The sequence below is a fragment of the Nocardioides sp. NPDC059952 genome (assembly GCF_042730435.1).
In the GTDB taxonomy this organism is placed as follows: domain Bacteria; phylum Actinomycetota; class Actinomycetes; order Propionibacteriales; family Nocardioidaceae; genus Nocardioides.
This window is the reverse complement of sequence record NZ_JBHWLY010000037.1, coordinates 26,356-47,296: the sequence shown is the minus strand read 5'-3', so window position 1 is coordinate 47,296 and position 20,941 is coordinate 26,356. Positions and strand designations below refer to the sequence as shown.

Annotated in this window: 17 protein-coding genes; 6 read left to right on the top strand and 11 right to left on the bottom strand. The window is 70.6% G+C overall.

The genetic code is table 11. The features are described 5' to 3' along the window. Positions 1-19 precede the first annotated feature (19 nt). From ACFV9G_RS17555 to ACFV9G_RS17520, 8 genes are all read right to left on the bottom strand, one after another. Positions 20-619 (bottom strand): class F sortase, encoded by a 600-nt coding sequence (locus ACFV9G_RS17555; protein ID WP_378728779.1) that lies wholly within the window; start codon positions 617-619, stop codon positions 20-22. After that, entirely contained in the window at positions 612-1,853 is a 1,242-nt protein-coding gene (locus tag ACFV9G_RS17550; protein WP_378728778.1) for a hypothetical protein, read from the bottom strand. The genes ACFV9G_RS17555 and ACFV9G_RS17550 overlap by 8 nt, the downstream gene beginning before the upstream one ends. Before the next feature lie 103 nt (positions 1,854-1,956). After that, a complete protein-coding gene (locus tag ACFV9G_RS17545; RefSeq protein WP_378728777.1) occupies positions 1,957-2,799 on the bottom strand; it encodes a DUF1524 domain-containing protein in 843 nt (280 codons plus the stop codon). 187 nt (positions 2,800-2,986) lie between these two features. Continuing rightward, complete coding sequence (locus ACFV9G_RS17540; protein WP_378728776.1) at positions 2,987-4,243, bottom strand: hypothetical protein; 1,257 nt, start codon at positions 4,241-4,243, stop codon at positions 2,987-2,989. A gap of 361 nt (positions 4,244-4,604) precedes the next feature. Further along, entirely contained in the window at positions 4,605-5,678 is a 1,074-nt protein-coding gene (locus tag ACFV9G_RS17535) for a hypothetical protein (RefSeq protein ID WP_378728775.1), read from the bottom strand. Between the two features lie 19 nt (positions 5,679-5,697). Next, positions 5,698-6,462: a heme ABC transporter ATP-binding protein gene (locus ACFV9G_RS17530; RefSeq protein ID WP_378728774.1), complete on the bottom strand. Its 765-nt coding sequence runs from the start codon at positions 6,460-6,462 to the stop codon at positions 5,698-5,700. Then, positions 6,462-7,496: a FecCD family ABC transporter permease gene (locus tag ACFV9G_RS17525; protein WP_378728773.1), complete on the bottom strand. Its 1,035-nt coding sequence runs from the start codon at positions 7,494-7,496 to the stop codon at positions 6,462-6,464. Before ACFV9G_RS17525 ends, ACFV9G_RS17530 begins: the two co-directional genes overlap by 1 nt. Then, positions 7,493-8,632 (bottom strand): hemin ABC transporter substrate-binding protein, encoded by a 1,140-nt coding sequence (locus ACFV9G_RS17520; RefSeq protein WP_378728772.1) that lies wholly within the window; start codon positions 8,630-8,632, stop codon positions 7,493-7,495. The genes ACFV9G_RS17525 and ACFV9G_RS17520 overlap by 4 nt, the downstream gene beginning before the upstream one ends. A gap of 149 nt (positions 8,633-8,781) precedes the next feature. On the opposite strand from ACFV9G_RS17520, the gene ACFV9G_RS17515 reads away from it, so the two are divergent. From ACFV9G_RS17515 to ACFV9G_RS17500, 4 genes are all read left to right on the top strand, one after another. Next, the gene (locus tag ACFV9G_RS17515; protein WP_378728771.1) at positions 8,782-9,447 is read left to right on the top strand and encodes a heme oxygenase (biliverdin-producing); all 666 of its coding nucleotides are present in this window, start codon (positions 8,782-8,784) and stop codon (positions 9,445-9,447) included. Between the two features lie 31 nt (positions 9,448-9,478). After that, positions 9,479-11,527: a hypothetical protein gene (locus tag ACFV9G_RS17510; protein WP_378728770.1), complete on the top strand. Its 2,049-nt coding sequence runs from the start codon at positions 9,479-9,481 to the stop codon at positions 11,525-11,527. A gap of 148 nt (positions 11,528-11,675) precedes the next feature. Next, the gene (locus ACFV9G_RS17505) at positions 11,676-13,889 is read left to right on the top strand and encodes an Ig-like domain-containing protein (RefSeq protein WP_378728768.1); all 2,214 of its coding nucleotides are present in this window, start codon (positions 11,676-11,678) and stop codon (positions 13,887-13,889) included. Positions 13,890-13,961: 72 nt separating this feature from the next. Then, positions 13,962-14,525: a TetR/AcrR family transcriptional regulator gene (locus ACFV9G_RS17500; protein WP_378728767.1), complete on the top strand. Its 564-nt coding sequence runs from the start codon at positions 13,962-13,964 to the stop codon at positions 14,523-14,525. Between the two features lie 18 nt (positions 14,526-14,543). Here ACFV9G_RS17500 and ACFV9G_RS17495 read toward each other — a convergent pair whose 3' ends face one another. Together ACFV9G_RS17495 and ACFV9G_RS17490 are read right to left on the bottom strand one after the other, a co-directional pair. Next, the gene (locus ACFV9G_RS17495) at positions 14,544-16,292 is read right to left on the bottom strand and encodes an ABC transporter ATP-binding protein (RefSeq protein WP_378728765.1); all 1,749 of its coding nucleotides are present in this window, start codon (positions 16,290-16,292) and stop codon (positions 14,544-14,546) included. After that, positions 16,289-18,058 (bottom strand): ABC transporter ATP-binding protein, encoded by a 1,770-nt coding sequence (locus tag ACFV9G_RS17490; protein ID WP_378728764.1) that lies wholly within the window; start codon positions 18,056-18,058, stop codon positions 16,289-16,291. The genes ACFV9G_RS17495 and ACFV9G_RS17490 overlap by 4 nt, the downstream gene beginning before the upstream one ends. Positions 18,059-18,269: 211 nt before the next feature. Between ACFV9G_RS17490 and ilvD the strand changes: the two genes are divergently transcribed. Both ilvD and ACFV9G_RS17480 read left to right on the top strand, forming a co-directional pair. Further along, on the top strand, positions 18,270-19,952 hold the full coding sequence (gene ilvD, locus ACFV9G_RS17485) for a dihydroxy-acid dehydratase (protein ID WP_378728763.1): 1,683 nt from the start codon (positions 18,270-18,272) through the stop codon (positions 19,950-19,952). A 336-nt stretch (positions 19,953-20,288) separates the two neighbouring features. Then, entirely contained in the window at positions 20,289-20,720 is a 432-nt protein-coding gene (locus ACFV9G_RS17480) for an Ltp family lipoprotein (protein WP_378728762.1), read from the top strand. On the opposite strand, the gene ACFV9G_RS17475 is transcribed toward ACFV9G_RS17480, so the two are convergent. Continuing rightward, positions 20,704-20,922, bottom strand: coding sequence for a hypothetical protein (locus ACFV9G_RS17475; protein ID WP_378728761.1), 219 nt, complete (start codon positions 20,920-20,922; stop codon positions 20,704-20,706). The two genes, ACFV9G_RS17480 and ACFV9G_RS17475, sit on opposite strands and share 17 nt — an antisense overlap. Positions 20,923-20,941 lie beyond the last annotated feature (19 nt).

Sequence of the window (20,941 nt, the reverse complement as noted above, 5' to 3'; positions counted from 1 at the left end):
ACGATGAGCCGACTCGGCGCTACTTCTGGTGCTTGGGCAAGCTATTGAAGCGGTGTGCTCGCACGACGATGTTGCTGTCGTAGCTCGAGCCGTTCCAGTCGGTGCAGGTGATGATCACCAGCCGGCCGTCGCCGTGGTCCTGTCCGAAGATGCGCTGGGCCTGCTCGGCCAGCTCCTTGCGGCCGAGCACCTCGACGGAGTCGACCTGGTGCTGGAAGGTCCCGTCCTTGGTGACGACGTCGACCTCTTGCCCCTTCTCGATGTGGTCGAGCTTGTTGAGGCTGCCGCCGCCGGTGTGCACGGTGTGGCCGGTGACCACGGTCTGGCCCTGCGCCGAGCCGGGCTTGGCGCTGCCGACCCACCAGCCGATCTCGCGTGGGTTGCGCGGCGGGTCGAGCACCTCGCCCTTGAGCCGGATCGGGACGACCTTCGCCTTCGTGTTCAGCCCGGGCAGCTCGAGGCGCTGCGGAGCCCCGGGTGGCACCTCCACCGCGGCGCTGCCACTGGGCCACAACAGCCCGGCCAGCACCATCGCGACGGCGAGCACGACCAGCGCGGTCCAGAGGCCGCTCGCCGCCGCGGCGAGCCGCGGCGGCGAGTCAACAGGAGTGTCAGCCACGCCGCAACATGCGGACGTACGTCGCCGCACCGGCGCCCGCGGCCGCGAGGAGCAGCAGGGTGACGAGGGCGATGCGTCCGGCGCTGCCGTCGTCGTAGCTCTCCACGCCGGCGGTCACGACGGTCGGGACCGAAGCCGGCGGGTTGTCGGCCTTGGGCGGGTTGTTGACGACCGTCTTCGTGGCCGGGCTGTTCGGGCCACAGCTGCTGGTGCCGATGGTCAGGTGCGCCAGGCTGCCGCCGACGAACGCCTCGGCTGCCGGGAGAACCTTCGCGTCGAGCGCGGTCACCGTGATCGCGCCCGGGGAGCGGTCCTGGGCGTTGAGGGTGATGTCGAGGACGTTCTCTTCCAGCGGCGCGAGCTGCTCTTGGAGCGAGGTGAGCAGCGTGTTGAGCACCTGCTTCTGCAGCTGGTCGACCACGGGGTCGATCGGGCTGAGCGCACCGTCGAGCCCATTGGTCAGCTGCGTGCGTAGGCCCTTGAGAACGGCATCGGTCACGCCCGAGAGGTCGGTGACGACCTTCTGGTTCACGCCGGGCTCTACCGGCAGGTCGACCAGGGTGATGCGGTCACCACCGGGCACGACCACGTAGACGGAGGAGTTCGCGATCGTGCTGTCGCCGCTCGCGGTGTCGTCGTCGGCGGTGCAGCTGCTCTGCACGGCGCCGAGGTCGACGTAGAGACCAGCGCCGTCCAGCCCCTCGATCGCGGGCGCCAGGAGCTGCATGAGGCCGGCGGTGATCTGGTCCTGGAACGGCTTCAGCGCGTCCTGGACCTCGGTGTCCATCCCCTGGAACAGGTCGGACTGGATCACCCGCAGGTCGCTGAAGTCGAGGCTGGCCGCGTCGAGCGAGACATTGTCGCCGCCGCTGAGGCAGTCGCCGGACCCGGCAGCGACCAGGGTCGCGCCGTCTCCGGCGATGCCGGAGCAGGCCGCCGAGGTGGCGTCCTTGTTGGCCACCGCGTTCTGGGCCAGCGTGCCGACCTGAATCGCGTCCTGGCCTCCGAGCGCGGTGATGAGCGGCTCGTTGGTGCCTTCGGCGGACTCGGTGGTGCCGTCGTTGGTGACGGCATAGGTGCCCGAGTCGGTCGCCCCGGTGCCGGCGAGCTCGAGGCTGAGCGCGGTTGCGGACGCCTGCGACACCGTGGCGGCGCTCGCAGGTGCGGCTGACAAGGCAACCATGGCGGCCGCGGCCGCCACCGCGGCTCCCCGCGCGATGAGTGTTGTGCGCACGTGAACTTCCCTCCCTTTGACGTTCGTCACACTCAACGGAGGAGGAGCCGCGTACGTTACGGGCTGGGGTATCGCTTCTGACCTGCGGAATCCGGGTGTCAGGTCAGCTGTCGCAGACCGTGCCGTCCTTGTCGCCGTCGCGGTACCACTCGTACTCGGCGTCGCGGCCCTTGCGGTAGGGCCCGTAGCCCTTCGCGGTCGCCTTGGCGCAGGTGTCGAAACGGGGGTCCTCACCCGAGCCGTCCTCGGGAGGATCGCTCGGGGCCGGCCCGGCCAGCCGCACGGTTATCTCGGGGTTGTCGCAGTCGGCCGCGATGTCCTCGAGCGCGGCCTTCTCCGCCCGATCGACGAAGAGGCTCCAGCGGATCTTCACGGCGACCCAGTCGGCGATGTACGTGCAGTGGTAGCTCGTGGCGTCGGGCATCCAGTCGGCCGGGTCCTGGTCGCTCTTGCTGCGGTTGCTCGCGGCGGTCACGGCGATGAGCGCGCGCGGGTCACCGAGGTCGTTGGCGTAAGCCTCCCGCTGCTCGTCGTTCCACGCGTCGGCGCCGGACTCCCAGCTCTCCTTGAGCGGGACCATGTGGTCGATGTCGAGGCCACCGGGACGCTTGAGGTTGACGCCGTCGTACGCGGAGAGCCAGGCACCGCTGGTCACGTCGCACTTGCCACGCGACTTCTTCCGAGACTCCTCGAGGAGCACCTCGGTGCGGGCGTCCTGGCAGTCGCCGTCGGCGTCGACCCAGTGGTTGAACTTCTCCCGCTCGTAGCCGGAGGCGACCTCCTTGGCGACGGGGAGCTTCGCGATGGCCTCGGTCAACGGAAGGCTGACCTCCTCGCCGCTGTCGGCGCCGTATCCGGCTTGGACGGCGGTGTCGGGCTGGGAGACCTCGGCGCAGCCGGAGCAGAGGAGTACGACGGCGAGCAGGGTCGCCAGCGGGCGCAGCATGGGGGACTCCAGAGAGTTGGGGGAAGAGCTCTGGGGAGCATCGGGGGCGGCTCAACTTTCCCGGATCTCGCGGCGGGTGGCACGCAGGCGCGCCGCCCAGGACCAGCGACAAAACCGAACCCGGGCCAAGGCACGAAGCCTTGGCCCGGGGTACGGGTATTGCGGGTGTTGCGGGTGCTACAGCGGATCAGGCGTGCGCGCGGCGCAGCAGGAACCACCGGGTGGCGGCAGCAGCGGCGACGAGCAGCACGAGTGCGCCGGCGGCGAACCCGCCCTTGGCGGCCGGGGACGAGAGCAGGTTGAGCTCGGCGTTGGCCGGGGCGTTGTCGGGCTTGACCTGGACGCTCGTGTCCGGGTCGGACTTGTCGCCGGAGACGACGACGTCGACGTTCTTCTTGTCACCGCTGGCCGCAGCCTTCTCCTCGGAGGAGGTGAGCCCGTTGGTGCCGCAGGTGCTGGTGCCGATGGCGACCTTGGCGGCGGTCGGGGCGCCGACCTTCTTCACGGCGTCGAGGACGTTGATGTCCAGGGCGGACACCTCGAGCGACTTGGCGGTCTTGTCCTGCTTGTTCATGGTGAGCTTGACCAGGTCGGTCTCGAGGCCCTTGAGCAGGACGGCGAGCTGCTCCTTGATGTGCTCGATCAGGTCGACGCGGATCGAGACGTCCAGGACGCCCGGCGCGATCTTGCTCTTCAGGCCCGACTGGAGCAGCGTGTCGACGCGGCCGAGGACGGCGTCGGTCACCGGGGAGAGGTCGGGGACGACCGTCGTGTTCTTCTTGGGGTTGGTCGGCAGGTCGGCGACCTTGATGTCGCCCTTGCCGGGGACGTTCACGGTGACGGCGGCGTTCTTGAGCTGGGTCTTGCCCTTGAAGTCGGAGCCCTGCGCCATGCAGGTGCTCTCCGCGGCGTCGAGGTCGACACCGACCGAGAGACCGCCGACCTTGGTGAGCACGCCGGAGACGATGGTCTGGACCAGGTCGTTGACCGGGCCGAGCTTCACGTGGACGGACTTGCTCTGGTCGTTGAGCAGGTAGTCGGTGGTGGCGCCCAGCTTCTGGAGGTTGAGCTCGGCGAGGTTCACGGTGACGGCCTCGCCCGGCTTCACGCAGCTGGAGCCGTCGCCGATGGCGACCAGGGTCGCGCCCTTGCCGGCGAGGGCCGAGCAGGCGCCGGAGTAGACGTTGCCGTTCTGGAGGGCGGCAGCCGCGTCCTGGGCGAAGACGCCGACCGAGAGCAGCTGCTGGTCGCCCGCGAGGAGCGGCAGGGCGGGCTTGTTGGTGCCCGAGTTGACGGTCTTCTTGCCGTTGTAGGTGGCCGTGTAGCGACCGGTGTCCACCTTGACCTTGTCAGACACGTTGACGGTCAGTGCGACCGACGAGGCCTTGGCCTGGGGCTTCTCCGCCGCAGTCGCCGGGGCCGCGGTCACGGAAAGACCGATCATCGCGGTCGCCGCAACAAGGGCGGCTCCGCGGACCGAGAGTGGGGAGCGCAAGTGACTTCTCCAATGGTGTTGATAACTGTCGATGACAGGGCACGACGAGTGGAAGTCAGCCTCTGCAGCCCCCCGGTTGCTGTGACTCGCCGTGACGAAGCGGGGAGTCTAGCCAGGTAGATTCGTCGTCGCCTAGCGCTGAACCGATGCCCGAGGTCACACAATTTCGCCCGTAACTTCGGCGGTAACAGGTCGTGACGGGGGCCGATTTCGGGGTGGATTTTACGAAGGCCCCAGTGCCGGTCCCCGCTATGGACCGGGCGTTTGAAGTCTGTGCCCGATCTGTTCCACTGGGTCCGGATCGCAAAGATTAGGACTCAATCGCCGAGGCCGCCGCCCGCCGCCTCCGCGAGACCACGATCGAGAAGGTCACTGCGCCGATCAGCACCAGCAGACCACCGCCCGCGAAGGCGTACGCAGGGAGGTTCTGCTCCAGCCACGGCTCAGCGGTCGTGGCGGCGACGGGGTTCGCCACCCCGAAGGAGACCTCCGGCTGCGCACCGGAGGCGGCGCCGCTGAGGCGGAGGGTGTGGGTGCCGGCGACGGTGCCTGCGGGCAGCTGCAGCACGCCGGCGACCTCGCCGGCGGCGCCCGCCTGCAGTGGTCCGACCGCGGCGACGCCGTCGTCGAAGGTCGCGGTGACCTGCTCACCGGGGGTGAACCCGGCACCGGTGAAGGAGAGGACCCGTCCGATGACCGCGGTGGTGCGGTCGACCTCGGCTTTCGGCTTCCCGTTCGCGGCCGGCGCGGCGGAGGGGGCCGGGGACGCCGAGGCTCCCGGGGCGGTCGGGGTCGCGGAGGCCTGCGGGGTGGCCGGGGTCGCGCCGCTGCCCCGGAACGACACCGGGGTGAAGGTCTCGTTGTTGGCGTTGGCGACCCCGTGGGCCCCGACGGTGATCACGCCGCAGGTGACCTCCAGGCAGTCGATGGTGGCCGCCCGGCCGGCTCGGTCGACGGCCTGGAACCTCGCGCCGGGGATGACCAGCGAGGTCGACCAGCTGCCGTCGGCGCTCATCCTCCCGCCGTTGGCGGCCGAGCCGGTGTCGGAGCCGGGGAACGCTACGTACCGCTGGTAGCCGGCGTTGTTCTTCGCCTCGCTGTCGGGCACGTAGAAGTAGTCGCGGCCGGTCTGGCCGCCTCGGGAGGGCTGCCAGCTGCCCTTGACGGTCCCGAAGAAGACGTAGACACCGCCGTGGCCGTTCCGGATCGACTGGAACCCGTTGCCCGAGACGGTGACCGTGGTCGCTCGGGCGCTGTCGGCCACCGCCTGCCCCGAGGAGCCGGTGATGGTGACGCGGGCCATGGCCGAGGCGGGTGCAACCGGCAGGGTGACGAGGGCGAGGCAGGCGGCCGCCGCGGAGGCGGCGAGGAGGCGGGAGGTCATGGGATGTCCTGATCGGGAGTTACGGATGGATGCGGCTGGGGACGACCAGCAACCGGCCGTCGTGCTCGATGACGTCGACCGGATGCTCGTAGACCGTGCCGATGAGGTCTGCGTCCAAGACGTCACGGGGCGGTCCGTCGGCGACGATCTCGCCGGCGGCGAGGACGACGATGCGATCGGCGTACGCCGCGGCGACGGACAGGTCGTGCAGCACCGCCACGACGGCCGAGCCGGTGGTGGCGAGCCGGCGGGCCTCGGCCAGCACCTGGTCCTGGTGCCGCAGGTCGAGGGCCGCGGTGGGCTCGTCGAGCAGGACCAGCGGCGTGCTCTGGGCGAGCACCCGCGCGAACGACGTACGTCCCTTCTCACCGCCCGACAGCGTCGGGAACGTCCGTGAGGCGAGCGGCTCGATGTCGGTGCGGGCCATCGCCGAGGCGACGACCTCGTCGTCCGCCGCCTCGGCGGCGGTGCGTGCCCAGGGCGCCCGGCCCATGCGTACGACCTCGGCGGCCCGGAACCCGAAGGCGAGCCGGTGCTCCTGGGGGAGCACCGCGCGGCGGCGGGCCAGGGGAAGCTGCTTCCAGGCGCTCAGGTCGGTCCCGTCGAGCGTGACGCTCCCGGCAGAGGGGGCGAGGTCGCCGGCCATCACCGAGAGCAGGGTGGTCTTGCCGGCGCCGTTCGGACCGACGAGCGCGACCACCTCGCCGGCGGAGACCGAGGTCGAGACGCGGTGCAGGATCGGGTGGCCGGCGAGGCCGACCGACACCTCGGAGAGCGACAGCATCAGGCCCAGCCTCCTGCCGAGCGGCGGCTGCGGCGCAGCAGCCAGAAGAAGAACGGTCCGCCGACCAGCGAGGTGAGCATGCCGATCGGCAGCTCGGCGTAGGGGACGGCCGTGCGGGCGAAGAGGTCGGCCAGCGAGAGCAGCAGCGCACCGCCGAGCGCGGAGGCCGGCACCAGCACCCGGTGGCCGGGCCCGACGACCATCCTGACCAGGTGCGGCACGACCAGCCCGACGAAGGCGATGATCCCGGCGAAGGAGACCGCGGCCGCGGTCAGCATGGCCACGAGCACGATCGAGAACATCCGCAGCCGTTCGACGTTGACGCCGACGTGCCGGGCGGCCCGGTCGCCGAGTGCGAGCAGGTCCAGGCTCTGGGCCACGAGAAGAGCACCGAGCACTCCGACCCCGACGAACGGCGCAACGACGGCGACGTAGATCCAGCGGGTGCCGTTGAGCGAGCCGAGCTGCCAGAAGACGATCTCCTCGCGGGCCTGGGTGTCGCCCAGGAAGAGCATCAGTGCGAGCCCGGCGCCGGCGAGGGCGTTGACCGCGATCCCGGTCAGGACCAGGGTGACGACCTCGGTGCGGCCGTCGGCGCGGGAGAGCAGGTAGACCGACACCGTGGTCACCAGGCCGCCGAGGAAGGCGAGGACCGGGATGGTCCAGGCGCCGAAGAAGGTGAGCTGGTAGACGATCGCGATCGCGGCCGCGAAGGCCGCACCGCTGGAGACTCCGACGACGCCGGGCTCGGCCAGCGGGTTGCCGAAGACGCCCTGCATCAGCGCCCCGGCGGCCGAGAGCGCCGCCCCGACCAGCACCGCGAGCACGACCCGCGGGAAGCGCACCTGCCACAGGGTGACATCGCCCTGCGGGTGCTCGGGCAGCGGACCGAGCGGCAGCCCGATGCCGTGCAGGAAGGAGCCCACCACCTCGGCCGGCGGGATCGCGAGCTGTCCGCGTCCGGCGGCGACGACCACGGTGGCCACGAGCGCGACGGTGAGACCGCCGATCAGCGCGCCGGCGCGCAGGCTCACTCGGCCTCGTCCTCACCGAAGGAGGGCTCGGCGGACTCCGGCGCGTAGATGGCCACCGCGAGCGAGTTGAGCACCTCGGCCGTACGCGGTCCGTAGCCCAGGATCGCCGAGTCGGTCATGTCCACGAACCGCCGGTTCTGGCCGGCGGGGGTCTGGTCCAGCGCGGGCAGCCGCTCCAGCAGCCCGTCGACGCCGCCGGCCGACTCCAGCCCCTTGGTCATCATCAGCACCAGCTCGGGCTGGGCGGAGATGATGCCTTCGTCGGTGACCGGCTTCATCCCGTTCCAGTTGATCTCGGCCGCCACGTCGTAGCCGCCCAGTGCGGTGATCAGCGAGTCCGCTCCCGACTCCTCACCGAACATGTAGTAGACACCGGCCTGGCCGCGTACATAGAGAAAGACCGTACGCAGCCGGGTCTGCTCCGAGGCCGGCGCGACCTTCGCGATCTCGGCCTCGACCTCGTCGATCTCGGTCTCGGTGCGCTCGGCGAGCCGCTCGCCCTGCTCGGGGACGCCGAGCGCGGTGGCGATCTCCATGGTGAGCGGGCCGACGTTGGCGAGCGAGCGCTCGGAGTCCACGACCACGACCGGGATCCCGGCGTCGCGCATCTGCAGCACCACGTCCCAGGGCCCGAGGGAGGTGTCGGTGAGGATCACGGTCGGGTCCAGCTCGAGGATCTTCTCGGCGACCAGCTCGTGGCCCGTGCCGGTGACCAGCGGCAGGTCGGCCGCCTCGGTGAACTGTGTGGAGACGTCGCGACCGACCACCGAAGAGCCGAGGCCGAGGTTGAAGACCGTGGTCGAGATGGTGCCGTAGATGTCCATCGCCAGGATCCGGGAGGTGTCCTCGACGGTCACCTTCGTGCCCTGGGAGTCGGTCACGGTGACGGGGAGCTTCGGCTCGGGCGCGGAGTCGCTGATCGGATCGACGGCCTGCTCGGTGAGCGAGGCGTGGGTCGCACCGCTCCAGGCGCGCGGGTCGTCGAGCACCTCGGCCTCGGCCAGCGGGATCGCGGAGGTCGCGTCCGCATTCGTGTGGGAGCCGGTGCCCGGGAGTCCGGAGCAGGCGGTGGCCAGCAGCGCGATGGTGGCGACCAGGCCGACCGCGCGCACCAGGGCGCGAGGGGAGTGAAGCACGGGGGGAGGTCCTCTCGAGGCGTTACCAAACCTGGTAAGGGTAACCTTATTTAGGCTAGCCTAAGCAAAGTCTTGCTGACTTTCTGACAATGTGTCAATATCCTTGCCGGAACGCCATCGCTTTGCCGCCCGACCTGACTGGAGCACACATGTCCGCCCTCCTCGTCGACGAGACCTCCGCCGCCCCGCTCTCCGCGCTGATGCGTGAGGGCTCCCGGATCCAGCACACCGCCGCCGAGAGCTCCTCCTTCATGGAGGAGCTGTTGGCCGGCCGCGTCAACGAGCAGGGGTACGCCGACTACCTGCTGCGCCTGCGCAAGGTCTACGTCGCGCTCGAGTCGGTGGGCCGCGATCTCGCTGCCGCCGACCCGGTCGCCGCGGCCGTCCATGACGCCGCCCTGGAGCGCCTGGCGGCGATCGACGCCGACCTGACCGTCTGGGCGCCCGACGGCGGTGCCGTCGAGTCCGCGGCCGCGGATGCGTACGTCGCCCGGATCGAGGCCACCCGCGCCTGGGGCGGTCTCTATGCCGCCCACCACTACACCCGCTACCTCGGCGACCTCTCCGGTGGCCAGGCGATCGGCCGGCTGCTCGACCGGTTCTTCGAGCTCGACGGCGAGGGGGTGGCGTTCTACGAGTTCGCCGAGATCCCCAAGCCGAAGCCCTACAAGGACGGCTACCGCGCCCGCCTCGACGCCCTCGACCTCGGCCCCGCGGAGAAGATCCGCATCGTCGAGGAGGTCCAGGTCGCCTTCGGTCTCAACCAGGCGCTCTTCGAGGAGCTCGGCGCCAACCTCGACACCTACCGCAGGTGACAGGCCCTTAAACGACAAGGACAGCCCCCACATGAACAACCGCCGACTCTCCGCTGGTCTGGTGGCCGGACTGGTCGCGCTCCTGGGCGTGCCCCAGGTCCCCGCCCTCGCTGCTGACACCCCGGCCGAGGGGGTGGTCCTCGAGGGGGTGGCGCTGGAGTGGGCGGGCAACGTCGAGATGCAGTCGGCGCCCCCGTTCGGTGGGTCGAACTACTTCTCCGCGGGTGCCTCCGCCGGCGACCAGGCGACCTACCGGGGCGTCGCCGACGACGTCTCGATCGTGCACGTGGCCACCGACGGGACACGGTCCCAGGCGACGTACGCCACCCGCACCCGGCAGGTCGGCGGGTCCGTGCAGCAGCTGGTCCGGTTCGACGAGGGGCGGGCCGAGCTGGCCGCCGACGGGTCCGGGACCGTCGCCTGGGAGGGCGACTGGAGCGTCAACTTCTACGGCGGGCTGGTGCCGTTCACCTTCTCCGACCCGGTGCTGACGGTCGCCGCCGACGGGACCGGAGAGCTCCGCGCCGACATGTCCGGTTACGCCTCCTCGATGACCGACCCGGACAGCCGCGAGCCGATGGACCCGGTCGCGGACGTCACCGTCGCGACCTTTGCGGGCGCGGAGATCGACCCGGACGGGCGGATCACGATCGCTCCCGACTACGCCGGGCGCCGGGTCACCGTGCCCGAGGACCAGACGCCGCAGGTGACCACCGGCGCCGGCTGGGGCGCCTGGCCGCAGGAGTTCCTCGACTTCCACTTCGCCTCCGGGCTCTCTTCCTACTGGTACTCCTCGGGCGGCGCCGCCGACGCCATGAAGCCGCCGCTGCCGTTCGCGGTCGACTTCACCGGCTCCGACCCGGTCGTGACCGAGCCGACCCCGGAGCCGACGCCGGAGCCGACGCCCGAGCCGACTCCCACGCCGGAGCCGACTCCCGCTCCGTCCACGCCGGCCGACCCTGAGGGCGCCCTCGTGGTGAAGAACGCCGCCCTGCGCTGGGGGATCAACAACGAGTCCAACAACGCCGCCTTCGCGCCGGGGACCTACAACTTCTTCTCCGCCGGGAAGATCGCCGACCCGGGCAAGGGCGGCGCGACCCTGAAGCAGTCGGGCTGGAAGCAGAGCTCTGGCAACGTACGCATCGAGAAATACTCCGCCGACGCCTCGGCCTACCGGGCCGCGACCTGGGCCGGACTGGGCACCGACTCCACCGGGGCGAAGCTGACCACCTCAGGTGGCAGGTTCAGCAACCACCAGGTGGTGCTGAGCGGTGGCACCGGGCGGATCGATCCCTCGACCGGCTCCGGGTCGGTGCGCTGGAAGGGCTCGTTCACGGTGCTCTACTACTCCGGGATGACGTTCTTCTACGTCACCGACCCGGCGCTGACCGTCTCGAAGGGCACCGCGACCCTGACCGCGACGCTGTCCGGCTACGCCTCCTCGCAGACCGACACCACCCAGTGGGCCCCGGTGGCGCCGCGGAAGGTGGACCTCGCCAGGCTCGGCAAGGTCGACCTGGCCGGAGCCCGCGGCTTCACCGCGACACCGGTCTACCGCGGGGTGAAGGTGAGCGTGCCGTCGACGGCGACCGCGCAGGTGCGCAGCGGGTCGAGCTGGGGCGCGTTCCCGCAGTCGTTCGTCGACTACCAGACCACCGCCGGCTCGGGTTCCTACTGGTACTCCTCCGGTGGTGCCTCCGACGCCCACAAGGTCGCCCTGCCGGTGTCGGTCTCCTACGACGCGGCCAAGCCGGTGACCACCACGAAGCCGGCGGTCGAAGGCGGCGACGACGGTGGCGGAGGGACCGTCTCCAACCCCGTGGTCACGGCGCCGGCGGGCGCCTCGCCGAGCCCCTCGGTCGGCCCTGCCGTGAGCCCGGCGGTCCTGCCCGCGCTGGCGGCCGCGACGGCTGCCTTTCCGGCGCTGGCCGGACCGGTGGACACCCTGATGGGGCTGGGCGCCGAGCTGGCCTCGGGCGTGCTGGCGTGGCGTACGTCCTGGCCCTGGTGGCTCGGCACGGCGGCCCTTCTCGGGGCAGCGGTGATCGTCCTGCGCACCGTGCGGCCGCGTCGCGGCTGACAGGTTGTCAAGAAGTCCAGGATCTTCTAAGGTAAACCTAACTTAGGCAAGGCTAACCTTGCTTGGAGTTGGAGCCTCGGCTCGCTCTCGGCCGTGCCGGCCGGTCGTCCGGCATCCCCACCCTTCTTCGTACGAGAGGCATATCTCCATGTCCTTGAAGGCCAGAGCCCGTCGTGGGCTCGCGTTCACCCTGGCTGCCGGGCTGATCATCCCCGGGCTCGCCGCTCTCGCCGCAGCCCCCGCGCAGGCCGCGCCGGTCTCGGTCGACGACGTCCAGTTCCGCTGGGGCTTCACCAACGAATCCAACTCCCGGGCCTTCGCGCCCGGCACCTACAACCACTTCGCCGCCGGCAAGCTCGGCAACCCCGGCGCCGGCGGCCAGACCCTCAGCGCTGCCGACCAGGGCGCGACCTGGGCCAACGGCGCCGCCGCCGGGTGGAAGGCGACCGACGGTGACGTGACGATCGAGAAGGAGCAGGCCGACGGCAGCTACGCGGCGACCACCTGGGCCGGGCTGAGCACCGCGCCGGACGGCACCGCGATCACGTTCACCAAGTTCAGCGACCACCAGGTCGTGATCGACAGCGGCTCCGGCACCCTGGACGCCGCGGCCGACGACGCCTCGATCTCCTGGGACGGCGACTTCACCGTCGTCTACTACAGCGGCATGTCGTTCTTCTACGTCTCCGACCCGGAGCTGACCGTCGACAACGGCGTCGGCACGGTCACCGCGACGCTGAGCGGCTACGGCTCGGACATGAACGACACCGGCGCCTGGACCGAGCTCGCCCCCGCCGAGGTCACCCTGGCCACGCTGAGCGGCGTGGACGTGACCGAGACCGGCCTGGTCGTCACTCCCGACTACCTCGGCGTCGAGTACGAGGCGCCCGCCGGCGGCACCGCTCAGTCCCGCACCGGCGCCACCTGGGGTGCGTTCCCGCAGTCCTTCGTCGACTACCAGGTCGGCGTCGGCTCGGCGTCCTACTGGTACTCCAGCGGCGGCGCGGCCGACTCGCGCAAGCCCACGATCCCGCTCGAGGTCGTCGTCCCGGAGACCCAGGCCGCGGAGCCGGCCTCCGTCACCGTCTCCCAGACCTCCGTGCCGGAGGCGGGCCAGACGACGGTGACGGTGGAAGGCACCGGCTTCGACCCGGCAGCCGCGACCGGGGCCCGGCCGCCGCTGGCCGGGAAGCCCGCCGGTGCGTACGTGGCCTTCGGCAAGGTTGCCGATCTCTGGAGGCCGTCCGCGGGTGCGCCCTCGTCCAGCCGGGTGAACACCTCGGTGAACTGGGCCGTGCTGGCCGAGGACACCGCGACCATCGGCGGTCCGGGGGCCGGCGCGATCGAGCTGCGCCCCGACGGCACCTTCACCGCCGAGCTGACCATCGACAAGGCCGCGATCGACGCGAAGGCGACCGACCCGGCGCTGACCGACTACGGGATCTACACCTACGCCGGCAGCGGTGCCGTCCAGGCGACGTACGAGACCTTCACCCCGATCACCTTCACCACGGCAGCCGCCTCGACGCTGGCCACGACCGTGCAGGCGCGGCCGTACGGCACCGCCAGCTCGATCGGCGTGACGGTCTCGCCCACCGCGACCGGGACCGTAACCGTGAAGGAGGGCTCGACCAGCCGGGGGAGCGCCACCCTGAGCGACGGGCGCGCGACCGTCGCGCTGCCGACGAACCTCGCGGTCGGCACGCACAGCCTGACCGTCTCCTACGAGGGCAGCAGCACCGTGGCCGCGTCCTCGAAGAACGTCACGCTCACCGTGGCGAAGGCATCCTCCAGCGTCTCGACGTCGGTGCGCAACGGCAGCTACGGCACGTCCGGCTCGGTGACGGTCGCGGTCCGCTCCGCGGTCTCGGTCGGCGGGTCGGTCACCCTCAAGGAGGGCTCGAAGTCGTACGGCACCCGCACGCTGTCCAGCGGCCGGACCACCTTCACCCTGCCCAAGTCGCTCGCGACGGGTAAGCACACCTTCACCGCGACGTACAACGGCTCGGGCACCGTCGCCGCCGCCACCGCGAAGCCGGTGGTGTCGATCGCGAAGGCGAGCGTCGGCTACAAGACCTCGTGGACGACCAAGGTCAAGGCAGGCCAGCGGGTCGGGTTCAAGACCGTCGTCGTCGGCAAGGCCGGCGTCGCGAAGCCGACCGGCAAGGTCAAGGTGACCTTCATCCGCGGCAAGAAGTCGGTCGCAGGTCGGGCCACCATCAAGAGCGGCGTCGCCAAGGTGTCCCTGACCGGCGCGCAGTCCAAGCGCCTCGGCAAGGGCAGGTGGACGATCAAGATCAGCTACACCGGCAACGCCAATTACAAGGCGGTGACCGGGACGCGGACCGTCACCGCGAGGTAGGTCGCGGCGCCGGTGAGCCCTCGCCTCAGGGTGCGGGGGCTCACCGGCGCGGCTGCACTAGGGTTCGTACTCGTGCCCCGAATCGCCGCCGAGAACGTCCCCGAGCACCGCAGGCTGGTGCGCGAACGGATCTTCGCGGCGTTCGCCGAGCTGATGGCCGAGGGCAGCTACGACGCGATCAGCATGTCGAAGCTGGCCCAGCGCGCCGACATCGGCCGCACCGCGATCTACCACCACTTCAAGGACCGGGACGCAGTCATGGTCGCCTTCGCGACCCACGAGACCTCGGAGTACGTCGCCTCCCTGCAGGCCCAGCTCGCCGCGAGCGATGACCCGGCCGAGCGGCTGCGGATCTACGTACGCAACCACCTCACCCTCGGCGAGAAGTTCCACATGGGCTTCGGCCCCCAGGTCTACGGCGGCCTCCCCGAGGAGGCGCGCCAGGAGATCCGCGAGCACATCGTCGCCGTCGAGCAGGTTCTCGCCGAGATCCTCGAGCAGGGTGCCGAGCAAGGCATCTTCGCCGTCTCCGACGTCGACGCCACGCTCGCCCTCGTGCACTCGGTCCTCGGCACCCGCAACCTCCCCGCCGACCGGATCGAGGAGTTCGTCCTCCGCGCCGTCGGCGCGCCGTAGGCACTCGGCAGGGAACGCTCAGCCGGTCGGCTCGCCGACCAGCTGCCAGCCCGCCGCGGTCGTACGCTGCTGCCAGAAGTCCCGGTAGCGGCCCTCGGTCGCGAGCAGGTCGGCATGGCTGCCGCGCTCGGCGATCCGGCCGCCGTCCAGGACGAGGATCTGGTCGGCCGCGGTCACCGTCTGGAGCCGGTGGGCTATGACGATGACGGTGCGATCGGCGGCCAGGGCGGTCAGGGCCTCCTGGACGGCTGCCTCGTTCTCGGCGTCGAGCGCCGCGGTGGCTTCGTCGAGGAGGACGACGGAGGCGTCCTTGAGGAGTGCCCGGCAGATCGCGACCCGCTGGCGCTCGCCGCCCGACAGCGTGGAGCCTGCCTCGCCGACCCGGGTGTCCCAGCCGTGCGGGAGACGGGCGACGATGTCGTCGACCCGCGCCAGCCGCGCGGCCTCCGCCAGGCGAGCCGGGTCGGCGGCGGGGGCCGCGAGCAGGACGTTGTCCCGCAGCGTCCCCTCGAAGAGGTAGACGTCCTGGAAGACGATCGAGACGTCGGCCATCAGCGCCTCGGTCCCCAGGTCGCGTACGTCGACCCCACCGACCCGCACCGACCCGGAGGTGACGTCGTGGAACCGGGCGGCCAGCCGGAGCAGCGTCGACTTGCCGGATCCGGAGGGCCCGACGATCGCGGTCAGCGAGCGGGCCGGGGCGGTGAAGGAGACCCCGTCGAGAACCGCGGTCGAGCCGTCGTAGGAGAAGGAGACGTCGGTCATCTCGACCGCGCCGTCTCGCGCGGTCGCGGGGACGGCAGGCTCGGGGAGCGGGGCGATCTCGAGCAGGTCCAGGACCCGGCGCAGCGACCCCTGGGCGATTCGCAGCGCGCTGGAGAGCTCGCCGAGGTCGACCATCGACTCCACGAACCGGACGCTGAGCACGAGCAGCCCGACCGCGGTCGGGGCGTCGAGGCTGCCGCCGAGGACGAGGTGGACCGAGAGCGCGACCACCACGGTGAGCAGCGCCTGGACGGCGAGCAGCTGGAGTCCGCGACCACCGAAGCCGGTCACCAGCATCCGCCTGCTCGCCGCCCGCTGGGCCGCGAAGGCGTCCTCGACCAGCTCGTTGCCGTGGACGGTGCGGCCGAAGACCCGCAGGGCCTGCTGGTTGAGCGCGAACTCCACGACGCGCGCCGAGCCGTTGGCCATCGCGGCGTCGTAGCCGGCCTCGGAGCGTCCGATGATCACGCTCAGCAGGCGGGTCGCGGCGAAGACCAGGACGACGCCGGCCAGCAGCGCCACCCCGAGCCGCCACTCCAGGACCAGCAGCGCGGCGACCACGGTGACCGGGCTGACCACGGCGGCGGTCATCGGCCGCAGCAGGTGGCCCGGGATCGAGGAGATGTCAGCCGCGCCCTTGGACGCCATCCTGCCGACCATCCCGGTGCGGTCGGCGTCGTACCAGCCGAGCGGGAGCCGGGCGACGTGCTCGCCGAGCCGGGCCAGGGTGCGGTCGAGCAGGTCGCAGGCCAGGTCGTAGCCGGCCAGGTCGGCGAGAGTGAGCAGCACGTGGTGGACCACCAGCAGCCCCAGGAGCGCCCCTGCCCAGATGGTCACCCCGTTCCAGTCCTGGGTGAAGAGGGCGACCAGCAGCGGCACCAGGGCGGCGAAGGCGAGGCCCTGGAGGACGCCGGTGGCGACGAAGGTGACGACCACCCGGAGCAGCCGTCGGCGGCCGTCGTGGTCGAGGAGGGTGCTGAGCATGCGTACGACGGAGATCATCGGGCCACCTCGGCGGTCTGGGTGTGGACGGGTCCTGAGTGGGCGCGCTGGTCGGCCCGCCACAGCCGGGCGTAGAGGCCGTCGGCGGCGAGCAGGTCGGCATGCGTGCCGGACTCGGCGACCAGCCCGGAGTCGAGGACGACGATCCGGTCGGCTCCGGTGATCGTGGAGAGCCGGTGGGCGATGACGAGGAGCGTACGTCCCGCGACCAGCCGCGACAGCGCCTGCTGCACCTGCGCCTCCGACTCCGGGTCGGCCGCCGCGGTGGCCTCGTCGAGGACGAGGACCGGGGTGTCGGCCAGGATCGCCCGAGCGATCGCGACCCGCTGCCGCTCACCCCCGGAGAGCAGCGCGTCCGCGCCGACCACCGAGTCCAGCCCACGCGGCAGGGCGTCGAGGCGGTCCAGGATCTGCGCGGCGGCCGCGGCGTGGCGTACGTCCTGGTCGGAGGCGTCCGGGCGAGCCAGCCGGATGTTGTCGCGGACGCTGGTGCGCAGCAGCGAGGTCTCCTGGAAGACGAACGAGACCCGCTCGTAGAGCTGCTCGCTGGTCAGGCTGCGCAGGTCGCAGCCACCGAGGTTGATGGACCCGAGCGTGGGGTCCGCGAAGCGGGGCAGCAGCCGCGCCAGCGTCGACTTGCCCGAGCCGGACGGGCCGACCAGAGCGGTCACGGTGCCGGGTTCGAGGGTCAGCGAGATCCCGTCCAGCACGAGCCGGCCGCCGGGGGAGTAGGCGAAGCCGACGCCGCGCAGCTCCACCCGACCGCCCTCCGGGTTCGCGGCGGTCGCCGGGACCGGGAGCTCCGGGGTGGCCAGCAGCTCCTGGATCCGCTGGGCGGCACCGGTCGCCTCGCGCAGCTCGCGGCCGGCGTACCCGGCGACGGTCACCGGTGCGGTCATGGTCAGCCCCAGCACCAGGAACGGGACCAGGTCGATCGCGGCGAGGTGACCCCGGCTCGCCAGGAGCGCACCCGTGACCGCGACGAGCGCGAGGGTCAGCACCGGGGTCAGGGCGAGCTCCATCAGCAGCATCCCGAGCGCCGAGTGCCGCATCCAGTCGCGGTTGAACCCACCGAAGCGCTGCGCGACCTCGGTGAACCGGCGATGCGTACGGCCCTCCCGGCCGAACGTCTTGACCACCGTGATCCCGTTGACCAGCTCCACCGCGGCCGAGCCGAGCTCGGCCAGCCCGCGGTCGTACGTCTGGTAGAGCTCGGCCGCGCCGCGCATCGAGATCCGCAGACCGGTGATGCCGAGGACGAGCGGGACGCAGGTGATCAGCGCCATGGTGACGTCGACCGAGAGCAGGTACGCCGCCACCGTGACCGGGAGCGTGATCGCTGCAGTCAGCTCCATCGCCGAGTGCGCGACCAGGTGGTGCAGCGCGGCCACGTCGTCCTGGACCGCCTTCTTCACCTGCCCTGAGGAGCGCTCGGTGAACCACGCCAGCGGCACCCGGCCCAGCCGGGCGACCAGGCTTCGCCGCAGCAGCACCGAGAGATCCAGGTCGGCGGCGTGGGAGAGCCACGACGCGGCCAAGATGGTGGCCAGTCGGATGCCGAGCGCACCCAGGCTCACCTGCACCACCAGCCAAGCCCGTCCTGCGTCGATGCTCGCGCCACCGGTGGCCGGTAACAGGATCCGAGCCAGCTCGACGATGCCGATCATCGGCACCAGCCCGGCGACCGTGGAGACCACGGTCAGCGCGATGCAGGCGAGGAGGCGGCCGCGTACGGGCCGCAGGATGTCACGCAGTGGCGATGCCATCAGGGCATGTCCTTGTCCAGGGGAAGATCGAGGTCCGAGAAGCCTGATCAGGCAGGCCGAAGGCCACCCCGGCGCTCTACTCACCCGCGCCTAGAATCAGGAATCATTCTCATTCTGACATGGCGGTCCGGGGTGCGGAGGACGCCACGCCCGGGATCCGGAGGGATGCCAGATCGGGCCGAGGGTGCGCATCCGCTACTACGCTGCTGGTATGACCGAATCACCCGACATCAAGCCTCGCTCACGCGATGTCACCGACGGCCTGGAGAAGGCTGCCGCCCGTGGGATGCTCCGCGCGGTGGGCATGGGGGACGAGGACTTCGCCAAGTCGCAGATCGGCGTTGCGTCCAGTTGGAACGAGATCACGCCCTGCAACCTGTCGCTGGACCGGCTCGCGAAGGCCGTGAAGAACGGCGTACACGCGGGTGGGGGCTACCCTCTCGAGTTCGGCACCATCTCGGTCTCCGACGGCATCTCGATGGGACACGAGGGGATGCACTTCTCGCTGGTCAGCCGCGAGGTGATCGCCGATTCGGTCGAGGTCGTCATGAACGCCGAGCGGCTCGACGGCTCAGTGCTGCTCGCCGGCTGCGACAAGAGCCTTCCCGGCATGCTGATGGCCGCGGCCCGGCTCGACCTCGCGAGCGTCTTCCTCTACGCCGGGTCGATCATGCCGGGCAACGTGGACGGCAAGGACGTCACGATCATCGACGCGTTCGAAGCCGTCGGGGCCTGTCTCGCCGGCAAGATCACTCGCGAGGAGGTCGATCGGATCGAGCGGGCGATCTGCCCGGGCGAAGGTGCGTGTGGGGGCATGTACACCGCCAACACGATGGCCTCGGTCGGCGAGGCGCTGGGGATGAGCCTGCCGGGCTCGGCAGCACCGCCGGCCGTCGACCGTCGTCGCGACGGCTTCGCGCACCGGTCCGGCGAGGCCGTGGTCAATCTGCTTCGCAAGGGCATCACCGCTCGCCAGATCATGACCAAGGAGGCGTTCGAGAACGCCATCACGGTCGTCATGGCGCTCGGCGGCTCCACGAACGCCGTGCTCCATCTGCTGGCGATCGCCAACGAGGCCGAGGTCGAGCTGACCTTGGACGACTTCAACCGGATCGGCGACAAGGTCCCGCATCTGGCCGACATGAAGCCGTTCGGCAAGTACGTCATGAACGACGTCGACAAGATCGGCGGCATCCCGATGGTGATGCGCGCGCTGCTCGACGCCGGCCTGATGCACGGCGACACCCTGACCGTGACCGGCAAGACGATGGCCGAGAACCTCGACGAGCTGGCGCCCCCGTCGCCCGACGGCACGATCATCCGCAACCTCGACGCTCCGATCCACAAGACCGGCGGCCTGACCATCCTCAAGGGCACGCTCGCCCCCGAGGGAGCGGTCGTGAAGAGCGCGGGCTTCGACGAGTCGACGTACAGCGGCACGGCGCGGGTGTTCGACGGCGAGCGCGCCGCGCTGGACGCGCTCACCGCGGGCCAGATCGTGGCCGGAGACGTCGTCGTGATCCGCTACGAGGGTCCCAAGGGCGGCCCAGGTATGCGCGAGATGCTCGCCATCACCGGCGCGATCAAGGGCGCGGGCCTCGGCAAGGACGTCATCCTGGTGACGGACGGCCGGTTCTCCGGCGGAACCACCGGCCTCTGTGTCGGCCACATCGCGCCCGAAGCCGTCGACGGCGGCCCGATCGCGTTCGTGCAGGACGGCGACCCGATCACCCTCGACGTCGCCAACCGCATCCTCGAGCTCGGTGTCGATGCCGGCGAGCTCGAGCAGCGCAAGGTCGGTTGGGAGCCGTTGCCGCCGAAGTACACCCGCGGCGTCCTCGGCAAGTACGCCAAGACCGTGCAGTCGGCCGCGGTCGGGGCTGTCACCTGCTGAGGCGCTACCCCTCAAGATTAGCGATGAAGCGGCAATCCTGCCTGGACTAGATGACCAGAAACCGGCTCTCACCTGGAAGACCAGGTGAGAGCCGGTTTCGATGTACGGCATGCCTCGAGGGTCTGGTTGGTCAACGGTTGTTCGTAGGGAATCGTGGCGCAGTCATCCCCACATCCGCCGTATCGCGGCGAACATTCGTTATCCGGTCGTATCGAAGGCAGACACATGTTTCGTTATGCAACCCGCCCTTGTTCGATGCAATCGGGTGACAATGCTTAAGCAAAGGGCTACCGTTCGAATTTGAGGCGAATCTCGGACTCGACAAGGAGAGAGCCCATGAAGCACATCATCGCGACCATCGCCGTCGCCGTACCTCTGCTGTTCACCACGGCCTGCGCCGAGACCACCGATGGCACAGCCGCCGACGGGTCCTCGCAGGACGAGAACACCAAGAAGCCGAAGTACACGTCCTCCCAGGAGGCCGCCATCGGGGCGGCGCAGAACTACGTCGACACGATGCCGTTCTCCCGCAAGGGCCTCGTCGACCAGCTCTCGTCCCCCGCCGGTGACAAGTACCCGAAGAAGGACGCCGTCTTCGCCGTCAACCACATCAAGGTCGACTGGAATGCCGAGGCCGTCGAAGCGGTGGAGAACTACCAGGCCACGATGCCGATGTCCGAGCAGGCCATGTACGACCAGTTGACATCGCCGGCCGGCGACAAGTTCACCAAGAAGCAGGCCGACTACGCCATCAAAAAGGCGTACTGAGCTCGCTGGCAGACCGGCCACGATCGCGGGTGAGATCGCGGTCCCGGTCAGCCGCGGCCTGCCCGGTGAGCGCGACCGACGTCAGAGCCTCGGCCCACCGCCCGTACTGAGCGACCTCGATCGGGTCGGCGACCTCCAGGTCGCCGGCTGTGGTCTCGATCGTGACGGCCCGGTCGCGCTGATACCAGGTGGTGTCGTGCAAACCTGGGGAGCGGGGCGTG